The sequence below is a fragment of the Sporosarcina sp. P16b genome (assembly GCF_002743065.1).
Classification (GTDB): Bacteria; Bacillota; Bacilli; order Bacillales_A; family Planococcaceae; genus Sporosarcina.
On the sequence record NZ_PDYO01000022.1, the window covers coordinates 15,059 to 35,373 of the forward strand.

The window sequence follows — 20,315 nt, forward strand, 5'->3', positions numbered from 1 at the left end:
TCGGCGCTGACTTGTTGATTAGGGCTTTCCCTATACTGAATTAAAAAACGAGATGGAATATATCGGTTCACTGCAACCGGAATTAAGGACTTTACCTGTTTCATCAAAACGGAGGATCGGACTTACCAAGTGAATGGATGTTTGGTGTACAACTACGCTGGGAAGTATAGAGGTCATTCTACAATACCAATGAATGAGCCAGAATTATAATAGCAATCAAAGATGATTAACTATTTTAAAAATGGGTACAGTTTAAAAAAGGAGAGGATGGTATATGATGAGAGCAGTTACGTATCAAGGCGCAAAAGACATTAAAGTGAAAAAGGTAGAGGCCCCACGGATTGAAAAGCCGGATGATATTATCGTCAAAATTACTTCTACAGCCATTTGCGGATCAGATTTGCATATTTATGTAGGGGCTTTGCCGGCTCATAAAGACTATGTAATCGGCCATGAGCCCATGGGTATCGTTGTGGAAGCCGGACCTGAAGTGACGAAAGTGAAGAAAGGCGACCGTGTCATCATCCCCTTCAACGTCTCATGCGGCGAATGTTTCTTCTGTCAGCATGACTTGGAGAGCCAGTGCGACAATTCGAACCCGAACGAGGAAGTGGACACGGGCGGTTATTTCGGCTTTACGGAGCGCTACGGTAATTATCCGGGCGGACAGGCCGAGTATTTACGCGTACCCTACGGAAACTTCCTGCCGTTTGTTATTCCGGAAAGCTGCGAACTGCCGGATGAATCCTTGTTGTTTCTATCCGATATTCTTCCGACAGCTTACTGGAGCGTAGAGCATGCGGGTGTAAAAAAGGGAGACACAGTTATTGTCCTTGGCTCGGGGCCTGTCGGATTATTGACGCAGAAATTTGCCTGGATGAAAGGGGCGAAACGGGTCATCGCAATCGATCACGTACCCTACCGACTGCAGCACGCGAAGAAGACAAATAATGTGGAAATATTTAATTTCGATGAAGTAGATGATATTGGGCAACAAATGAAAGAGTTGACAAAAGGCGGTGCAGACGTTGTCATTGACTGCGTCGGCATGGATGGGAAGAAAAATCTTCTTGAGAAAGTCGGACAGAAAATGAAAGTTCAAGGCGGTACTCTGAGCGCCATTGAAATTGCCTATCAGTCTGTCCGGAAATTCGGCACCATTCAGCTGACGGGTGTATATGGATCGCTTTACAATATGTTCCCGCTTGGCTTCCTATTTGAACGCAATGTCACTATGCGAATGGGTCAAGCACCGGTCGTGCATTATATGCCGATGCTGTTCGACAAAATCGCGAATGGAGAAATCGATCCGACCGATATCATCACCCATATCTTGCCGCTTGAAGACGCTTCGAAGGCGTATGATACATTTTATCAACACGAGGATGAATGCATCAAAGTCATCTTGAAACCATAAGACCAGTAAAACTCGTTCACCGAATACTATCGGGGAACGGGTTTTTTAAAAAAGCGATACCCTGCCCCTGCTTATTTGAATAGAGTGATGATCACTTTAAAACAAAGGCATTTTCCACATATATTTGACACGATGTGATCGACGATAGATCAACGTACACAAGCGACATGCGCATGTTCAGTTAATCACTTTCAAGCAAAATCATTCTATCTTATTTTCTATCACTCGAAAAAGCATATAGGTTTTTCACCGTTTCATTCGGCATATAACCTGCTAAATCCAGCAGTTCATCTACATCTGTTTCTAGTTCTTCTGCCAATGTACACACTACTTCACGCGTAGGTGTATACATCCCTTTTTCCAAAGAATCAATGAAGGAGTAGCTGAGATTCACGCGCTCTGCTAAATTACGTAAAGACATTTGTGCTTGTTTGCGTAACATATGCAAGTGATTTCCAAAATCGTTCAAATAAATCGCCGCCTTATTAAATTATAGTTGATGTAAAAAGCATTTGTACTTTATTAAATTTCCTTCATAATAATATGTGATTTAATTTTCCGTCTAACGGTATGGTTCAAAAGACTTTTATCACTAAAAAGTTAAGAATAATACACTTAACATAACGTGAATAAATGCATGAAATCAAGTACAAAGTAATAAGTAGAAGTGGACGAACCTAAATATAATTGACTACAGACACAATATACATGATTTTTACTCAGAATACTATTAGCGATATCCCTAATTGTCATTCCCCATTTTTATCCTATCCACCTTAATTATTGGATGAATAAAAATAGTTCATATCGCGGAAGTTACAGGATTTATGTCATAAAGCTTTTACCTATACATGGAAAAGGCGCCTACTTCCTACCCTGCGATGGGTCAAGAGTAGACGTCTTTCAATCTATAGGTTGGAAAGTATCTATCGCTACACAGCTGCTAAGTAATCTTTTTCTGATTGATTTTCTACCTATCGAATATCATCGCGCCTTCATTCATCAATTCCAAAAAATTACACAATGTAAAGTAGTAAAACAATATATGGATCAAACAGAAATTAGCTGGCAACGAGTCAGACAGAATGCTGATTCCATACTAGCCTTATAGTTGCTTTGTACATACCCTCTATCTATTTCTGCATGGACGGCGTAGTTGCCGATTAGAAATAAACATTATACTCTGTTCAACTCACGAAATGCCTTCGCGACAAACGATAAATCTTCCTCAAACATCGGCGCGAGATTAGGACGACGTCTTACTGCAAGGGGATGATACGCAACTGTAGTTTTAAATCCCCTCACTTCATGCCATTCTCCACGCAAGCCTTTGACATCCACTTCAGGATGTTGAAAAAATGATTGAACCGCTACATTGCCTAAACAGACGACAAGGGAAGGCTGTTGTTGGTCTAATTGAGCTTCTAGATGACGAATGCAAATGGATCGCACTCTCTCTTTGTCATATTTACGAAGGGGCCGTCGTTTCAGAATATATGTCACGTACAGCCACTCTTCCTCTAAGCCTACAATCGATAAAGTCTGTCGTAAAGTTTGGCGCGTTCCGCAAACCATTCGATTCCCTTCACGATCTTCTAGTGCGCCCGGATTATCAAGAATGATCATGATTGACGCTTTCGGATTGCCTTCTCCCCAAACCATACGGGAACCTTGGGTATATAGCCCACACTCTCGGCAAGTTTGCTGACTTTTCGGCGTCGGATCTTCCCGCCAACTTGCTGAACAATTAGCATTCATCTTATTCACGCTCCTCGGTTTTCAGCATTCCCTTTCTACATGCATACATACCTTGATTCATTGCCATGTCCATACAGGAGACACGTTCACTGAATTTTGATTTCGTATATTAAAATTACGGTATAATTATGTGAAGTAGGTTGAAGCGTTTCGTTAGGATTTATAAATGAATGATTGGGGCCTTTACCATATACGATTGTTTGACTTCAATCACCTGGAAGTACTAAACCCTAAAGATATATACGAAGTTCTAATGATAGTGATACACTTATACCTACGTGATATATTCATACTACTGGAGGTAGATTTCATGAAAAAAGTGGAGATTCTTTCATTAAATGTTGGAAAACCGAAAGATATGGAATTCGGAAAGAAATCAATTACAACCGGCTTTTTTAAACAGCACATACAGCAAGCAGTATTTTTATCCCGTACCAATTTTACCGGCGACGGTCAAGGTGATCTCGTTCATCACGGAGGTGTTCACAAGGCGGTTTGTGTGTATCCGTATGAACATTATAGTCATTGGGAAAACACGTTGGATAGAACGCTGTCGCACGGTGCATTTGGTGAAAATCTTACGATCGATGGAATGACAGAGGAAGATGTCTGTATTGGAGACTCCTTTTTGCTCGGTGAAGCGATTGTTCAAGTGAGTCAACCCCGTCAGCCTTGTTTTAAGTTAGCGCTTGTCTACGAACGAAAAGAGCTACCGCTTCTTGTACAAGATACAGGTTTTACAGGCTTTTATTTCCGCGTGTTGCGTGAAGGCATGGTTTCCCCGACGGATATGTTAGTTCCTTTAACACGCCAAGCCCATGCTATTTCAGTAGCGGAAGCGAATCGGCTGATGCATCATGACAAGCAAGATTTGGAAGCGGTTCGTCGTTTGCTGGAAGTAGAAGAGTTGTCGCCTAGCTGGCGGAAGACTTTTGAAAAGCGAGTGGCGGGTCAAGACGTAAATACTAGCGAACGGATTTCTGGTGAAACGTAAAGCAGATTCTCAATCCACCTGCAGTAAACTATAGTTTATTTCACAAGAAGAGGTGCAGGATATGGAAAATGATAAAATCCAAACGATGACTACTTGGTTCAGAAACTGGTTTTTGGATACTAAAGTAGTTGCTATCTTATTAATTTCGCTATTAATTTTATTGAACTTCCTAGTTTTTTCAAAAGTGATGTATATGTTTCATTTCGTCAAAGAGTTTCTCGGCGTAGTGGCCTTACCTATCATAATGGCAGGGATTCTCTTTTACTTATTAAATCCATTGATCGATATGATGGAAAGAAAGAAGATCAAGCGTGCTTGGGGGATTGCACTCGTCTTCGCGGTCATTAGTGGATAAGTCGCATGGGGTATTATCATACTGATTCCGATTATACGCGAACAAGCTACAAGCCTTATTCAAAACTGGCCTGGATATTGGACTAGATTAGTAGAACAATTTGACAGCTTGTTGAGTAGTACTATATTTTCTCAACTGCAAGGTAAGTTGGACGATATGGATCCAAGGATCATCAAGTCGATAACCGAGCAAACAAATGGCTTCATAGACTCTGCTTTCTCGGGGATTGGCAGCGTACTCGGCACGGTTACCAATGTGGTCATCGCATTGCTGACTATGCCAGTTCTTTTATTCTTTTTATTGAAGGACGGCCGTGATTTACCGTATCATACAATGAAACTTCTACCGATAAAGACTAGTGACTTCATCTACTTTACAGATATTCATGCAGTACGCTCCCCTTTGTATAGAAGATCTTCCCCTTGTTAGCTGGCACGTGCTCTCCACTTGATTATACGTTCACTTATAAACCCCATTATCATACCTACAAAAATAGGTAGCAATGAAATTTCAGTATATGACAGTGAAAGTTTAAATAGTAGAAGGTCTATATTCGCTAAAAAGCCTAGAAAATATAGGAATATCATCGTTCCAAATGAAACCAATAACGGAATCCAAAAGGAATTATTCATATCGTCACCTCCCAATCATTTTAATGGGTTGTACGTGATGCGTCTATTTAATTAGCGTATTTCAATCCATTATGTTGAGAATTACATTCGCTTTGTTTTCTCATACTTCATAGTATGAAGTATACCATTTTTTCGGAAATTTTTCTAACTACTCTGTTAGTAAGATATGAGACTCAGTGTATAACCGAAGCCGAAATATGCAAAATTGAATGGTTCCTAGTGATCGAACAAGTGGAGAGGAAGCGGGCCACTCAAAAAAACACCTATATACAGCAGAAACGCATGTACATCCACCATAGCGTTTGCTATCTATATAGGTACTTATTTGTTCTATAGTTAGTGAACTAAAGGTTTAGCCAATTCATCAATAAGGATCTGCTTCATGGCCTTTTTCCACTGCGTCTTCCACAGCCTGTTTAGAATCAGGCGTGCCTTGTCCAAATTTCGATTGACTGGCTTCACGACCTGGGAAGTTAGATTCTGCCGCCACTCCTTCTAGCTCTTTCATTTTTTGTTCAATACCCTCTTCAACAAGACGCCCGTATTCAAAATCCGCTTGCGTGAAGTGGTCGATCATCGCTTTTTGTATGCGTACATCACACACGGCTAGCGCTTCTGAAAGGTTCTTGATTAATTCCTCTCGTTCCCATTTCTCAAACTTTCGGAACGTCTCGCCTGCCTGACCATAATTATTGGGTCGATCAATCGGCGCGCTCATCGCCGCTGCATTATACGTAGGTCTATGCGGAGGCCGGCTTTCTCCTTTTGCTTCTTGAAATCCACCGAGCATAGATGGTTCATAATTGATATGCGGATTTTCTCCTGATTCGTAGGCGTCACGATTATCCATTTGACCCCGTTGCTGGTTTGTCCGAACTTCTTTTTTGGGCGCATTTACAGGTAACTGGAGATAATTCGTGCCAATACGATAACGTTGTGTATCGGAATACGAGAATGTACGGCCTTGAAGCATTTTGTCGTCTGAAAAATCCATTCCATCTACAAGCACTCCAGTTCCAAAAGCCGCTTGCTCTATATCCATATGGAAATCATCGGGGTTCCGATCCAATACCATTTTCCCTACAGGCAACCAAGGAAACTGTTCTTCGGGCCAAAGCTTTGTATCATCAAGCGGATCAAAATCCAGTTCTGGGTGGTATCCATCTTCCATAATTTGCACGAAAAGCTCCCATTCAGGATACTCTTTACGTTCAATGGCTTCAGATAAATCTTGCGTCGCATGGGCAACATTTTTTGCCTGAATGGCATCGGCATCTTCCTGCGTTAAATTACGGATGCCCTGCTTTGGCTCCCAATGATACTTTACTAGAACCGCTTCTCCTTTGTCATTAACCCACTTGTATGTATTCACACCAGAGCCTTGCATGTGACGATACGTTGCGGGAATTCCCCATGGCGAGAACAAAAACGTGATCATATGAATGGATTCTGGCGACCTAGAGACAAAGTCAAACATGCGTTGTGGATGCGGTATATTTGAAGCAGGATCCGCTTTGAATGCGTGAATCATATCAGGAAACTTCATTGCATCTCGAATGAAAAATATTTTCAAATTATTCCCTACTAAATCCCAGTTACCATCTTCTGTATACATCTTAACCGCAAACCCTCGTGGATCTCGTGCAGTCTCAGGCGAATCTTTAGCTCCAGCTACAGTGGAAAAACGCGCGACAAGAGGCGTTCTTTTTCCAGCACCCGAAAACACTTTGGCACGTGTGTACTTTTCAACGGGTTCATTGCCCACTTTCCCATATGTTTCAAAATAGCCAAACGCACCCGATCCTCTTGCATGGACCACTCGTTCAGGTATTTCCTCGCGATCAAAATGAGAGATTTTTTCAATGAAATGATAATTCTCAAGCGTAGCAGGGCCACGGTCGCCAATCGTCCTGATATTTTGATTATCCTGTACAGGATGACCTTGGCGCGTCGTTAGAATTTCCCGATCTTCCACTTGAGATTCGTTCTGTTTATGTTTTTTCTTTTCCACGATATTCCTCCTCGACAAATTGCATTCCATTTCTATCAACAGTATGACCACAACAAAGAAAAGATAAACACGTATAGTGCGACGGGAAATCGGTTCAATTGCTATGATAGGAGTGAAGTATAGCGAGTTTCTTATGTATGTTGGAATTTCAATGTTTCCCGGGAAATTCCATATGTACGGAATGGATGGGAGCAGAAAAGATAGTGGATCCAAAAACAGAGGCACCAGGGCACAGAACACTTTACAAATGTTCGGTGACCTAGTACCTCTTGTTCACTTTGAATGGAAACTTTTTCTGTTCTTATACGTCTACCATTTCCAGAAATTGTAGTGTACGTTCATTTGTTGAACGATTGAAAAATGTATCGGGATCAGAATCCTCAATGATGACTCCTTCGTCTAACATGATCACTCGGTCTGCCACGTTTTTTGCAAACTTCATTTCGTGTGTCACAACAATCATCGTCATTCCTTCCTCTGCTAAGTTTTGCATGACTTGCAAAACTTCCCCGACAAGTTCGGGGTCTAAAGCGGAGGTCGGTTCGTCGAATAACAATACTTTTGGTTGCATGGCAAGTGCTCGAGCGATTGCCACGCGTTGTTTTTGACCACCAGATAATTTATTGGGATAGACTTCGGCTTTTTCGGATAATCCAACCTTTTGCAATATCTCGTATGCCATCTTCTTCACTTGGACTTTATCCATTTTTTTCACCATCAAAGGCGCTTCCATTACATTCTCTAAAACCGTTTTGTGTGGGAATAAATTAAAGTGTTGAAATACCATTCCAACTTCCGCACGAATCTTGGCTAAGTTGTCTTTCTTTTGATTTACTTGCTTTCCATCAATCGTAATAACGCCTTCATTCGTCAATTCCAAAAAATTTAAACACCGTAAAAAAGTACTTTTTCCCGATCCACTGACCCCTATGAGAACGACTACTTCTCCACGGCGCACTTCCATATCAATACCATTCAACACGTTCAAATCTCCAAATGATTTATGAATATTTTCTGCTTTAATCATCGTATCCGCCCCCCTTATTTATCCACATCCAATTTGTTCTCATACCATTTTAATAGAGCACTGAAAATTAGAACGAGAATGAGATAATAAAGACCTACTACGAGAAACGTTTCAAATTGTTTGAAATTAGATGCGGCTACTCGATTGGCCAAACCAAATAATTCAGATACACCAATCACATAGACTAAAGATGAATCTTTCAACGTAATGATGAATTGGTTGCCGAGTGGTGGAATCGCACGTCGTAAAGCTTGCGGGAATACGATCCTTCTCATTGTCAATGAACTATTCATACCCAGTGCAAGACTGGCCTCTCGTTGACCTTTGTCAATTCCTTGTATAGATCCACGGAAAATTTCCGCAATATATGCACCATTATGGACTCCTAAAGCAATCGCACCTGCCCAAAAGTTATCTAACACGATGATCGATGTGATACCGAAGTATAGAAACATAATCTGAACGATTAACGGTGTCCCTCGAATTAGCGTGATGTATATATTCGCAATCGTCTGCAGTATTTTCGAATGGGAAATTTTCATAAGGGCGAAAATGATACCTAACACCGTTCCGATTACGATAGCAATTGCTGTAATTTCGATGGTTAGTAGACCTGCTTGTAAAAATCCTTTGTACGTATTTGTGAATACGTCATAAAATGTTAGTAAGAACTCAGGCACCGGCACACCAACTTTCTAAAAATAGATAGAGATTTTCTTTATTCCAATAATTCTACGCCTTCTAAATCAATATCAAGTAAATTGCGACCGAACCATTTATCTGAGATTTTCTCATACGTCCCATCGTCAATCATTTCTTGTAATGCCACATCCAGCGCTTTTGTTAATTCTGGATTTTCTTTATTTACGGCGATGGAAGGTTGTTCAACCCACATCGGCTTGTCGACCTCTTTGACTTCAAATCCATTGTCGATCGCTTCATACCCAACGATGTCCGCTGTAATGACTGCATCTAAGCGACCTTTCACTGTTAAATCTTTTAATGCTACTACATCACTGCTGTAATACTGAATATTATCCGATAATTCTTTTGCAGGCTCTTCATATGTAGACTGAGCCACTACGCCAATTTTCTTTCCGTCCAAATCTTCTGGAGATGTAATTTCGTCGTTATTCTTTGCAACGAAAATCATTCCTCCTGAATAATAGTAAGGCTCGGTGAAGTCCGCTTGCTTTGCCCGTTCTTTTGTATAAGCCATAGAACCAATAATTGCGTCAAACTTATTCCCAACTAAACCTTGTAAAATCGTTTCAAATGGATTGGTTACTGGATTCGCTTCAAGTCCCATTTTCTCAGCAAGCGCATTTCCGATCTCTATATCAAAGCCCGTAAGTTTACCGTCATCTTCAAAACTAAACGGTTTATACACTCCACTTGCAGCGAAAGTGAATTTTCCTTCATTAACTAATTTATAGCCTTGATCTCCGGTGTTCTCTGATGTCTTGTCGTCTTTGGTACCACAAGCAGCCAGTACGAATACCGATGTAGCTAGTAGTACGATCATCATAATAAATTTCCTCATTTTCCAACACTCCCTTTTTAGATAGCCATATCGCTAATTTTCGCATTTCACTATACTCACTATTGAAATCGCTTACATTAGATGCTGAGTGAAACCGGTGATTCATTCTTTAGGTATAACTCTCCTCCCTCCATCGTGACTCATTGCATTCTAGACTCAATGAGAAATGACTGTATAATTGAAGTGTATTTTGAATCCTTAACACGCTTTCACCACTTTCTAACTAGTAAGTTATTTACTATTAAACCATGATACCATAAAAAGAGTATAATTAATTTAATATTCTTATAATCATTTCATTCATCGAAGTGCAGGTATTCTTTCTATTTTTACTAGCTTGAGATGAGGTAACTGAATCCAATGTATGAGCTACTCGTTAAAAAATTCGCTTAAGTATTCCTAGAATTATGTAATCGTTCGTATCTTTCTTACCTTTCTTTTACTTTAAGCACTTCTAATTTATCTACACATTCGTAATTTCATTTTTAATCTCTTTCTCATTTTGAATAGTCTTCATTATTCTGAACATAGTTAGTACCTACTATCTTTTATTTTCCGAGTTTGTGTATCATGTGATTTTCATTCTCTCTCGCAACCTCTGGAACTCAAAACGTTGGGTTGGTCTTCGTCATATGTATACCCCCCAAACTAGAAATTATAACCCATGATTATCGATAAAAATTCTACTTGAAACACTTGTTGAAAATCTCTCGTTTTCCTACATAATGATAGCTCACTAAATAATCCATACTAGTTCTTACACAACAATCTACTGCATTTTTTATGCTATGATACGTATAATACATAGCGATTTACGGAGGAATCCCCATGAAAAAAGTTGCAATTATTCAAGATTTGTCTTCATTCGGTAAATGCTCACTCACTGCCGCGATTCCTGTGCTTTCCGTGATGGGCGTGCAAGCATGCCCATTGCCTACTGCGGTTTTGTCTGCACAAACGGGATATCCAAGCTATTACTGTCATGATCTAACGAACGCCATGCCGCTCTACACGGAGGAGTGGAAGAAGCTTCATGTCTCCTTTGACGGTATTCATACCGGATATATTACGGGCAAAGAACAAATTCGCCAGATCCTCACATTTCTTGAGAGTTTTTATACGGATCGAACGCTATTACTCGTTGACCCGGTGCTAGGTGATAATGGAATAGCGTATGATAATTTTGACGAAGAACTACTTGAACAAATGAAAGTTCTGGTCGCGCGTGCGGATATTATTACACCGAACCTTACCGAATGTTGTTTGTTGACCGGTTATAGTTATGACACATTGCACCGCTGCATAGATGAACGAGATTACCTGAAGATCGTAGAGGATTTAGGTAAGCTTCTTCAACAAGCAACCGGCTCGGAAATTATCATTACAGGCATACAGCCACCCAGCCAGGAATTTACTATTGGCAATATGTATATTAACGACACGGACACACTTTTCACTACGGTGCCGTTCAATAATAAAAGCTATTCAGGCACTGGCGATTTATTTGCATCGGTACTAATGGGTAGCCGACTTCGCGGCGTGGGCATGGAACAGGCTATCACGCTTGCAAAAGAATTCTTGCTCGCTGCCATTGAAGATACTGTTCTAGATGATACGCCGTTAGAGGCGGGAGTGAATTTTGAAAAGTATTTGCGGATGTTGTTGTGAGAAGTACATACTAAAAAGCACCAGAGTCACGAAACATTTCGTGGCTCTGGTGCTCTTTTTACGAATTTTATTGTTTCAATTTCTTTAACACACAGAATCATTGGATTTCGGTACGGTTAATCCAAACAAAGGCCGAAGATACAATGCTAGGAATGTCCCGGCTAATGCGAGAATCCCCCAAATATATCCATGCAAGCTAAATGAGGCAATGCCACCGAAGTAGGCGCCGATATTACAACCGAATGCAAGACGTGCGCCATAGCCCATCATCAGACCGCCTATGACGGAAGCTACAAAATTACCTACTGTCACGCGTGTGAATTTGAATAAACCGCCAGCTGCTGAAGCGATGAATGCACCAATAATCACTCCAAGATTCAATACAGTAGTAGAATCAGTAAAAATCGATGCGTCTAGCGCGGCTGCGTTGGCCCCTTGCCAATACCCCCAGCTAGCTACATCAAAGCCAAGTACAGAAGCAATCTTTGATCCCCATAACGCAAAGGCAGAAGTAATGCCCCAAGGCGTTCCACGCGTCAATAATGTTAATGCGTTCAGCACCGCTAATACAATCGCAGCTGCAAACAAAGGCCAAGAACCACGGAAAATCCGTTTCCATCCTCTTTCAGTAGGAAGAGCCGCCATTTTCGGCGCTTTTTTCTTTTTCTCAATAACCAACGTCACCCACGTAATGAATCCAAATAACGCAATCGATACAAGCCAAGCGCCACCATATCCTAAGCCAGTGGAAGTAGCCAATGAAACCGGAGCGAATGCAGGCATTACTTCCGTCCAGAATGGTAAGTGGTATGCGCCAATTGTTGTACCGATGATGAAGAACGCTAGCGTTACAAACATCACAGTACGTCCGCCACCTATCGCATACAGCGTACCAGAAGCACATCCACCGCCAAGCTGCATGCCAATTCCAAAGACAAAGGCGCCTACGATGAGGCTAACACCTACAGGCGAAACATAGCCGGCGATCGGACCGCCAAAAAATGTCGTACCATAAGCTAAGATTGGTGCAAATAATGTTACCGCTAGTGCTAGCATCAGCATATGCGATCGCATCGCTTGGCCGTTTCCAACTGATGCCATGCGTCGAAATGCAGACGTAAAACCAAAGCGTGCATGAAAGAGAGTGAAACCAAGCAATAACCCAATGCCGAGAAGCATCGATTGAGAAATATGCTGGGTGGCTAGCAAATAAGCGAATAATACGACCGCCACAAGTACTGCACCCGCAATCAGTAGTTTTTGCGGTGGATTTAATAGAAGCTCATCTCGTTCCACAGGACTTTTCATGTCGTGGATGGCCTGTCCTTTTATAGTAGTCATTCCATAACACCCTTTTCCTATTAATTTAGTTGGTATATGAACTCATAGTAGTATTCTCGGATTTGAAAGTCAACCAGTTTAGCTTATTGCCATACTTTTATAGGCTTGAAGACATAAAAATCCTCAACCCTATGACAAGGATTGAGGATTTTCTAATTAATTACTTTCCGGTACATCTTCTTGCGGTGTAGCACGATACACGATAAACGACAGCACAACTGCCACAAGCGACATAGCGAATGCGATAAAGTACACAAGTTCCACACCGGCTACGAGAGCCAAATCAGCAGTTAATGCGTCGTCAGGCGTCGTAGATTTCTTTAGAAAGTGTAATTGTCTCGCATTCATAATACTTATAAATACCGATACCCCAATAGCTCCAGCAACAGGTTGTAGCGTCGACATAACTGCCGTGCCGTGTGGATATAACCGTTTCGGCAACTGATTCAATCCATTCGTCTCAGCTGGCATCATAATCGCAGATACGCTGAGCATCAGCAAGATATAGCTCGTGACCACAACCCAAATAGGTGTATCGAGCGTCAATCGGCTCATCATGAACATCGTGCCACTGAGCACAATCGTAGCCGGTATCATCAGCACACGTGGTCCGAATTTATCAAATAATGACCCCATGAACGGTGACATTATACCGTTTAAGATACTGCCTGGTAGCAAGATCAAACCGGCTGTCGCTGCGCTCAGTGCGAGTGGTCCTTGCATATAAATAGGTAAAATAATTTCAGAAGCGAACATCACCATAATAATAATCAAGAACAGGAAGACGGAGTGTGTGAACATCGGGTAACGAAACACCCGCATATCCATGACAGGCTCTTTTAACTTAAGTTGCCTAATTGCAAAAAGCGCGATGCCGATCACACCGACACCGATCAACGACAATACGCGAGGACTTGCAAATCCATCAGCGCTTTCACCGACCGAACTAAATCCATAGACGAGTGAACCGAAACCAATCGATGAATACACCAATGAAATATAATCGATTTTTGGTTTGGTGACTTCTGTAATATTGATCAAGTATTTATAACCGAATCCGATAGAAAATAAGGCGAATGGAATGACGAGAATGAATAAATAGCGCCATCCGAGATATTCCACGATTACTCCTGATAATGTAGGCCCAATCGCTGGTGCGAACATAATGACGAGTCCAATAATTCCCATAATCTTACCCCGTCTATGCGGTGGATAAATGAGTAGGAAAACGTTGAAAATGATTGGCATCAATAATCCTGTTCCCACAGCCTGAATCAGTCGACCTGTTAATAGAATCGGAAATGTCGTAGCACTCGCAGCCACAATCGTTCCTATCGTGAAAACGGTCATCGTACCGAGAAATAATTGCCTCGTCGTGAACCATTGTAAAAGTAAAGCCGAGATTGGGATGACGACTGCCATGACAAGCATGAAGCCTGTTGCCATCCATTGCACCGTCGGTAACGTGATGGAAAACTGATCCATCAATGTGATCAGTGCGATGTTCAATAGTGTTTCATTCAAAATGGCGAAAAATGCACCGATAATAAGAGCCAACATAATAGGCAGTACTTTACTATTTGGGTTATCCGCCAAGTATTCGTATTTCTGTTCTTCCATCTCAAAACCTCTTTCGTTGATCACGTGAATTCGGCAGTATAGTTACCGTTCTTTTACTCATATCATGCTTTTTTATGAACGATGTGTCAAACATTCAGAATCCAAAATGATGATCTTTTTTAAAAAGATTTATTTTTCCACTACGCTCGCTAGATTACCTAAATCTTCTCCTTGACTAAAATCCAGTTCAGTAGAATGCAGCACGTAGTTTTGCGTAGTTTGTATAGGTTTCGCCGGTTGTTCATTCAAATAGTTTTCAAAGTTCGTCGGGTTGAATAACGTCGACGGACGCAAGTAAGCACGGTATTCAGGATGATGATTCCACTGGGATACTTTGAGATCAATGACTTGTATAAAATCCTGTTGTGTATAGCCTTCTTTCACTCTGCCAGCGATGAACTTCTTAGTAGTTGCCGAGGTGGCTTTGAATTGCTTTCCGGTTTTCTCATTCAGATAATTAATGACAACATGTGCGACGTCGAGATTCATCTCGACTTGGTCTTTATTCTTTATTTTTAAAGATTCTTTAAGTTCTTTAGTTATTGGCTTGCCCAATTCCGCCACGTGGACTTGCTCAACTTCGACAGGTGCACGTGGCGGTTCTGAGCAAGTGACTTGCTCATGTACGAACGCACTTGCAGGCAATCGAGTATAGTCGATTCGGTACCATTTCGTGTTGTCGATTTTCATCTTGTTGTATTCAGAGATCGAAATGAGGTATCCTTGTTTCTCCAAATTATAAATCGTGCGTTTGATCATCATTCGTGACAAGAAAGAAAATTCTTCCAACCATTGATCATACGTTTTACATACCCATAAATGGCCATCATGCATATTTTTTGAATGGAGTGAACGGAAATGCAATTGCTGCAAAAATAACGCCTCATTTAACCCGACTAGATACACAAGAGATGGTAGTAATTGTACTGGCTGTTCATTGATTAATAACTTCACACTGAATTCCTCCTCCATCGCGTGTAAGTGATAGCCATACACTACTTCACTTACTATATAGAGTGCTTCTTGGATAAGGATACTCATTTTGGAATTAATTTCAGGCTACAAAATCGCACGAAAAAAGAGCGGAAGCATAGAGCCTCCACTCACCTGTAATAGACATTAGTTCACGTTCAAAAGTTCTTCTCTCGCTGGTTGTAGCAGAAATATCGCATTTGACTCACAGACTTCGTAATCCACGAGATACATCTTTTCTCCGAAGTTCTGTCGCATAGAACGAATATAACCGGACTTCTCCAACTTTCGAATTGCTCGGATAATCGTAGCCATTGACCAGAAACTCATCACGGCATGCCACTCTTTATACGACCTCCTCACCCACTGCGTTCCTTCTACCGTATCATGAGGACCGAAAGACAGCTCATGGATTTGTTGCAGGAACATCGATTCATTGAGTCCGATCTGTGCCGCTGTGTGTGGATGAAATTGCAGAAATGGTTCATGGATCATTTGCATGATGGTATCCCCCTACTAACTAGTTGTAAGCGGCAGCTATTTGCCTCTTCACTAGCTATATAGAGATCTTTTTGAATAAGGATACGCCTTTTTAAAAATAATTTACTTGATGAGACGCCTGAAACTCATTTTCGTGAGAAATATCGGTCGTTTACAAGGTGCCGATCTTCGCCTACGCGATAGGAAATCGCTATTCGTTATTCAGGATTCACTTGAAGCTCTACTGTGATTTTAATATCATCACCTACTAATACGCCACCTGTTTCTAGTGCCTGGTTCCAAGTTAAACCATATTCTTTTCTAGAAATTTTTATCCCCGCCTCAAAACCGACTACATCTACACCCCATGGGTTTTTTCCAGCTCCTGTACGCATCACGTTAAACGTAGTTTTCTTCGTAACATCTTTAACTTTCAAGTCCCCTGTTACATCATATTCATCTTCTCCTGTTTTCACAATTCCAGTCGAATCAAATGTGATATGTGGATACTGCTCTACATTAAAAAAGTCAGCTGAACGAAGGTGGTTGTCACGATCTTCATTATGTGTATTGATCGTGTTCACATCAATTTCAAAGTGAATTTTTGCATCGGTTAAATTGTCAAGCTCCCCAGTAACTGAACCTTCAATTCCAGTAAAACTACCTCTCACATTGGATACCATCATATGTCTAACTGAAAAACCTACGTTTGAGTGCGCTGCATCTACATTCCATTTTGTCATGTTAAAACTCTCCTTTTTAGGTGTTAAGGCCACCGTATAGTGCAATTATCTCGAATTACATACATTCAATTGGATGGCATCCGAAATTTTTACCATTTTGGCCATACGTTTTATTAATATGGTCATTACAAAGATCTATATACCCGTACATTATTTGCGTATGGTATGTAACGCAGTGGTCCAAGGGATGACTTGGTCTAACATTTGCTCTACTGAAGCGGCTTGCACGGCAGCAGGTTTGAAATCCGTGCCATTTTCGAAATCTGTAAATAAAGATAATGCAGGATGAACACGAACGTGCGCTATGGATAATTCACTTAAAATACCACGCAAATGTTCTGCTGCACGAGCTCCGCCTACTGAACCGTATGAAACGATACCTGCTGCTTTGTTGTTCCACTCTACGCGAAGGTAGTCTAATGCGTTTTTAAGTGCAGCGGAAATGGAATGATTGTACTCTTGAACGATGAATACAAATCCATCCTGTTTCGCGATAATTTCTGACCAAGCTGCCGCGCCGGATGCATCTCCACCTGACTCACCTAAAAGGGGTAATGCATAATCTGCGATATCGATCACCGTGTAATTCGCATCCCCGCGTTGATCTGCTATTTCTTTGACCCACGCTCCGACTTGTGAACTTACGCGTCCCTCGCGTGTTGACCCTAAAATAATCCCTATGTTTAATTTTGTCATAGTAATTTCCTCCTCTTGTTTTGTTCCAAAAAAAGTACCGAAAAAACCCATTTCACTTCCGACTCCTCACAAATATTCTTTATTGATTGTAGGTACTCTTCCTACTGTATCGAATGGTTTCACTGATAATTTCATTTTTGGCGGATGTAATCCAAGAGAGATTTAACCAAAAAACTCTATTTTCCCGCATGGTTTGTTACAGCTGTAACATGATCCTGTATGATCAGGTTCAAAATACCTCCTATTATTAAACTGAATTGATTTATTACTAATTCGAGACATTGTCGCAAAAAAAATGACGTTGTATGAATCTAAACTTCAATCAAAGTTATAACCATTTAACTTATCTCGAATTCGTAGTAAATATATCACGAGTCTATTTCAGTTGTCAACACTTTAATTTTTTTACTGTACGACGGCCGTTAGCTCTTTACTCCACTAATCGTTCCGTCCATAGACATCGGTGCATTCATCTCAACAAAAAACAACACCAAGGTCGAGTCTACATTCGCGGTGATAGCTGGAAGATCATGGACCAAATTCGTTACGGCTTCTGTTTTGCCTATCGTAAGATGCTGCATCGTAATCTCTCCATTCATTACATATAGAAAAGGCGTTAGCCCGGTATATGTTGGAACGTCTAGCACTTCACCCGCTTTCGGATGCGCGTCTAGTATATAGACTTGTTGCCTGACGTAAAGTGGCGCTTTGCTTCCTTCAGGTCCGACTAAGACATACCAATCTTTTTGATCTATCGGTTTTTCATGAAATTGAATGGCCGGTGAAAGGTCCGTTTCATTCGGTCGAACGAAGATTTGAAGCATTTCTACTTCATCTTCTTTCACTTTTTCTTCATGCCAAAAGCCTGCTCCTGCATTCATCATCATGAGTGTCCCCCGTGCAATAGCTGCTTCAAAACCCGCAGAATCTTTGTGATGCATGACGCCTGAGCTAATGTAACTTAAAATTTCATCATTTACGTGTTGATGCATTCTAATCGTAAGACCTTTTTTCATGACGGCATGATCAATGATAGCTAATGGTCCAAACGTCGTGTCCTTCTTTTCATCCTGAAGAATGTTGCCTGGTTGAACCCGTGTAATGGTAAATGGTCCAGTAAACGGCTTTGAATGACTACTTGCTGCAAGTTTTTGTAACAAAAAAACGCCTCCTTTCTATACCATACTTCCAGTGATTTATTTTACGGGACCTTTGTTAATCGCGGTAAGTGTATAATTGACTGCAAATATTTTGGCGTTAACGTCTGTAATCCCAAAGCTAGCCAATCTTTTCGTGTGCATCTCCACATACTTTTCAGCAGATTCCTTTGTTTCGAAATTGTAAATTCCACCTGCTTCATTCGTTTCAGGATTTTCCGTCCAAATTTTCCAAATGAATCCTTCTTCCTCATTAATACTCGTTGCTAAATCGGCAAATGCTTCCGCCATGTCATCCCCGAATGGTCCATTCATTGTAAAATCGACTTGTACTACGTATGTCATGTTCATTCTCCTTTTGATTCAGTAGTTGTAAAATAGATTTCTCCTAGAACTTCTTTTGCTTGATAACGTTTTGATGAAAGTTCTTTTTCTACAAATGAGGCAATATCTGATTGCTCAACATCATACATGACTTCAATTTCTTTTGAAAAAAGCAGTCTTTCTTTTTCAAGTACGCTAGAAAGTGCTGGTTGTTGCTTTGGTTGTAATCCTTCCGCATCTAACACTTTTTTTAATCCGTCAACGTACGTTTCAAGTGGACGTCCGCCTACAATTTTCACGCCTTTATTGTCCGCATTGATCATAATGATGCTTGGGAAACCAGTAGCGCCTAAACTTCTGGCCAGCGCAAAATCTTCATGTAATAGTTGTTGTCCGATTGGTTGTTCGGCTTCATCGACGATAACTTCTCCCTCCAGGCCAAGTGTATGGACGATTTCAGTCATTACAGAACGTTCCGAAATATTTTGATTGAATACAAAAAGTTCTTCTCTTGTACGTCGTAAATAATCTGATGCTATAGCGTCACCATGATTTTTTTGAATGATTTTAAATACTCGGGAGGGTGGATAAGAAGATTGAACTGGATGATCAATCATGACACTGCCATCAATCGGCATTCTTGCATGTTCTCCAACTTCTCTCCAGTGACCCGCGACACCAGCAGGCTTATAAATGCCGTTTGCGGGATCGATTGGCCCGTCATGCCATTTTTCCAATAAACCGCCCATGACGGTGTGCATGTTGAAGTAACTACCGTACTGCTCTACAAAACGTCTTAGAACAGGTTCAATCGCCCAACAATGAGAACATATAGGATCCGTCACATAGTACAGATTAATCTCTTTTGCTGGCTGGTTAAAGTCGATGATCTCCATTTCTTCATTTCCAGCTTCTCCACATACACCTGTTTCCATATCACATATCATATTATTATTGTTTTTCAATGTCTGATTCCCCTTTTCAAACGTCTCGGCCGCTTGATACTTGCTATTCATTCTCACTATTACAGAGCATTCACATTACAGTAAGTTCCTGTTGCTTCACGTGTTAATCATTTGCTTACCACTAAATTCTATACCATAATGAAATGAATCAACACCAATAGAACCTTGAATATGTCGCTTATACAACACATCGAAGATATTGTATAAAAAGTAGGAGGGAAATCTATATGAATCAGCCAAAGACAGATCCACGAATTCAACGCACTCGTAAATTAATTATGGATTCTTTTATCTTATTTCCGACAGAAGACTCCTGCTTCAAAGAATGAATCGGGCGCGACCCAATGATTAAGCGAGTGACGCATGTCGGTTGACGCTAGCCAAAGAGTGTATCAGCCTGTTATAATAAGAACATACGATCTCTATGATGGAGGTGCACTTCATGCTGATCCACAAAGCGTTTCGGTTCCGAATCTATCCAACGAAAGAACAGCAAATGTTGATCGCCAAAACCATTGGCTGCAGCCGGTTTGTCTTTAATCACTTCTTGTCCAAGTGGGAACACACCTTTAAGGAAACCGGCAAAGGGCTTTCTTATGGCATCTGTTCTGC

General features: G+C 41.0%; 22 protein-coding genes. 6 read left to right on the forward strand and 16 right to left on the reverse strand.

Annotated elements, in window-relative coordinates; all coding sequences use genetic code 11:
* The first annotated feature begins 277 nt into the window (after nucleotides 1-277).
* Nucleotides 278-1,417: a zinc-dependent alcohol dehydrogenase gene (locus CSV77_RS15505; RefSeq protein WP_099674121.1), complete on the forward strand. Its 1,140-nt coding sequence runs from the start codon at nucleotides 278-280 to the stop codon at nucleotides 1,415-1,417.
* A 211-nt stretch (nucleotides 1,418-1,628) separates the two neighbouring features.
* On the opposite strand, the gene CSV77_RS15510 is transcribed toward CSV77_RS15505, so the two are convergent.
* Nucleotides 1,629-1,886, reverse strand: a complete 258-nt coding sequence (locus tag CSV77_RS15510) for a helix-turn-helix domain-containing protein (protein ID WP_099674104.1) — start codon at nucleotides 1,884-1,886, stop codon at nucleotides 1,629-1,631.
* A gap of 707 nt (nucleotides 1,887-2,593) precedes the next feature.
* Complete coding sequence (locus CSV77_RS15515) at nucleotides 2,594-3,175, reverse strand: uracil-DNA glycosylase (RefSeq protein ID WP_099674105.1); 582 nt, start codon at nucleotides 3,173-3,175, stop codon at nucleotides 2,594-2,596.
* 310 nt (nucleotides 3,176-3,485) lie between these two features.
* Here CSV77_RS15515 and CSV77_RS15520 point away from each other — a divergent pair, with 310 nt between their 5' ends.
* From CSV77_RS15520 to CSV77_RS15530, 3 genes are all read left to right on the forward strand, one after another.
* Nucleotides 3,486-4,169 carry an MOSC domain-containing protein gene (locus CSV77_RS15520; RefSeq protein ID WP_099674106.1) on the forward strand — a complete coding sequence of 228 codons (684 nt, stop codon included), beginning with the start codon at nucleotides 3,486-3,488 and terminating at the stop codon, nucleotides 4,167-4,169.
* Nucleotides 4,170-4,230: 61 nt separating this feature from the next.
* Nucleotides 4,231-4,524: an AI-2E family transporter gene (locus CSV77_RS15525; RefSeq protein WP_099674107.1), complete on the forward strand. Its 294-nt coding sequence runs from the start codon at nucleotides 4,231-4,233 to the stop codon at nucleotides 4,522-4,524.
* A 15-nt stretch (nucleotides 4,525-4,539) separates the two neighbouring features.
* Nucleotides 4,540-4,953, forward strand: a complete 414-nt coding sequence (locus CSV77_RS15530) for an AI-2E family transporter (protein WP_304442359.1) — start codon at nucleotides 4,540-4,542, stop codon at nucleotides 4,951-4,953.
* Here the strand turns inward: CSV77_RS15530 and CSV77_RS15535 are convergent.
* The 5 genes from CSV77_RS15535 to CSV77_RS15555 all read right to left on the reverse strand — a co-directional run bounded on the left by CSV77_RS15535 (nucleotide 4,950) and on the right by CSV77_RS15555 (nucleotide 9,737).
* The gene (locus tag CSV77_RS15535; RefSeq protein ID WP_099674109.1) at nucleotides 4,950-5,156 is read right to left on the reverse strand and encodes an ATPase; all 207 of its coding nucleotides are present in this window, start codon (nucleotides 5,154-5,156) and stop codon (nucleotides 4,950-4,952) included. The two genes, CSV77_RS15530 and CSV77_RS15535, sit on opposite strands and share 4 nt — an antisense overlap.
* 364 nt (nucleotides 5,157-5,520) lie before the next feature.
* Entirely contained in the window at nucleotides 5,521-7,197 is a 1,677-nt protein-coding gene (locus tag CSV77_RS15540; RefSeq protein ID WP_099674122.1) for a catalase, read from the reverse strand.
* A gap of 271 nt (nucleotides 7,198-7,468) precedes the next feature.
* Nucleotides 7,469-8,194, reverse strand: a complete 726-nt coding sequence (locus tag CSV77_RS15545; protein WP_099674110.1) for an amino acid ABC transporter ATP-binding protein — start codon at nucleotides 8,192-8,194, stop codon at nucleotides 7,469-7,471.
* A 14-nt stretch (nucleotides 8,195-8,208) separates the two neighbouring features.
* Nucleotides 8,209-8,874, reverse strand: a complete 666-nt coding sequence (locus CSV77_RS15550; RefSeq protein WP_099674123.1) for an amino acid ABC transporter permease — start codon at nucleotides 8,872-8,874, stop codon at nucleotides 8,209-8,211.
* Between the two features lie 38 nt (nucleotides 8,875-8,912).
* Nucleotides 8,913-9,737: a transporter substrate-binding domain-containing protein gene (locus CSV77_RS15555; RefSeq protein WP_099674111.1), complete on the reverse strand. Its 825-nt coding sequence runs from the start codon at nucleotides 9,735-9,737 to the stop codon at nucleotides 8,913-8,915.
* An 828-nt stretch (nucleotides 9,738-10,565) separates the two neighbouring features.
* On the opposite strand from CSV77_RS15555, the gene CSV77_RS15560 reads away from it, so the two are divergent.
* Nucleotides 10,566-11,405: a pyridoxamine kinase gene (locus CSV77_RS15560; protein ID WP_099674112.1), complete on the forward strand. Its 840-nt coding sequence runs from the start codon at nucleotides 10,566-10,568 to the stop codon at nucleotides 11,403-11,405.
* A gap of 84 nt (nucleotides 11,406-11,489) precedes the next feature.
* Here CSV77_RS15560 and CSV77_RS15565 read toward each other — a convergent pair whose 3' ends face one another.
* The 9 genes from CSV77_RS15565 to CSV77_RS15605 all read right to left on the reverse strand — a co-directional run bounded on the left by CSV77_RS15565 (nucleotide 11,490) and on the right by CSV77_RS15605 (nucleotide 19,685).
* Nucleotides 11,490-12,746 (reverse strand): YeeE/YedE family protein, encoded by a 1,257-nt coding sequence (locus CSV77_RS15565; protein ID WP_099674113.1) that lies wholly within the window; start codon nucleotides 12,744-12,746, stop codon nucleotides 11,490-11,492.
* A 156-nt stretch (nucleotides 12,747-12,902) separates the two neighbouring features.
* On the reverse strand, nucleotides 12,903-14,366 hold the full coding sequence (locus CSV77_RS15570) for an MDR family MFS transporter (protein ID WP_099674114.1): 1,464 nt from the start codon (nucleotides 14,364-14,366) through the stop codon (nucleotides 12,903-12,905).
* Between the two features lie 129 nt (nucleotides 14,367-14,495).
* Nucleotides 14,496-15,320 (reverse strand): conserved phage C-terminal domain-containing protein, encoded by an 825-nt coding sequence (locus tag CSV77_RS15575; RefSeq protein WP_158232087.1) that lies wholly within the window; start codon nucleotides 15,318-15,320, stop codon nucleotides 14,496-14,498.
* A gap of 165 nt (nucleotides 15,321-15,485) precedes the next feature.
* Nucleotides 15,486-15,839: a hypothetical protein gene (locus CSV77_RS15580; protein WP_099674116.1), complete on the reverse strand. Its 354-nt coding sequence runs from the start codon at nucleotides 15,837-15,839 to the stop codon at nucleotides 15,486-15,488.
* A gap of 197 nt (nucleotides 15,840-16,036) precedes the next feature.
* Entirely contained in the window at nucleotides 16,037-16,561 is a 525-nt protein-coding gene (locus tag CSV77_RS15585) for a YceI family protein (RefSeq protein WP_099674117.1), read from the reverse strand.
* A 150-nt stretch (nucleotides 16,562-16,711) separates the two neighbouring features.
* Nucleotides 16,712-17,308, reverse strand: a complete 597-nt coding sequence (locus CSV77_RS15590) for an NADPH-dependent FMN reductase (RefSeq protein WP_199203771.1) — start codon at nucleotides 17,306-17,308, stop codon at nucleotides 16,712-16,714.
* A 371-nt stretch (nucleotides 17,309-17,679) separates the two neighbouring features.
* Complete coding sequence (locus tag CSV77_RS15595) at nucleotides 17,680-18,417, reverse strand: pirin family protein (protein WP_099674118.1); 738 nt, start codon at nucleotides 18,415-18,417, stop codon at nucleotides 17,680-17,682.
* A gap of 36 nt (nucleotides 18,418-18,453) precedes the next feature.
* The gene (locus CSV77_RS15600; RefSeq protein ID WP_099674119.1) at nucleotides 18,454-18,759 is read right to left on the reverse strand and encodes a monooxygenase; all 306 of its coding nucleotides are present in this window, start codon (nucleotides 18,757-18,759) and stop codon (nucleotides 18,454-18,456) included.
* 2 nt (nucleotides 18,760-18,761) lie between these two features.
* Entirely contained in the window at nucleotides 18,762-19,685 is a 924-nt protein-coding gene (locus tag CSV77_RS15605; protein ID WP_099674125.1) for a DsbA family protein, read from the reverse strand.
* 460 nt (nucleotides 19,686-20,145) lie between these two features.
* Here CSV77_RS15605 and CSV77_RS15610 point away from each other — a divergent pair.
* Nucleotides 20,146-20,315, forward strand: a 170-nt coding sequence (locus tag CSV77_RS15610) for a helix-turn-helix domain-containing protein (RefSeq protein WP_158232088.1), incomplete at its 3' end; no start/stop codon positions are given.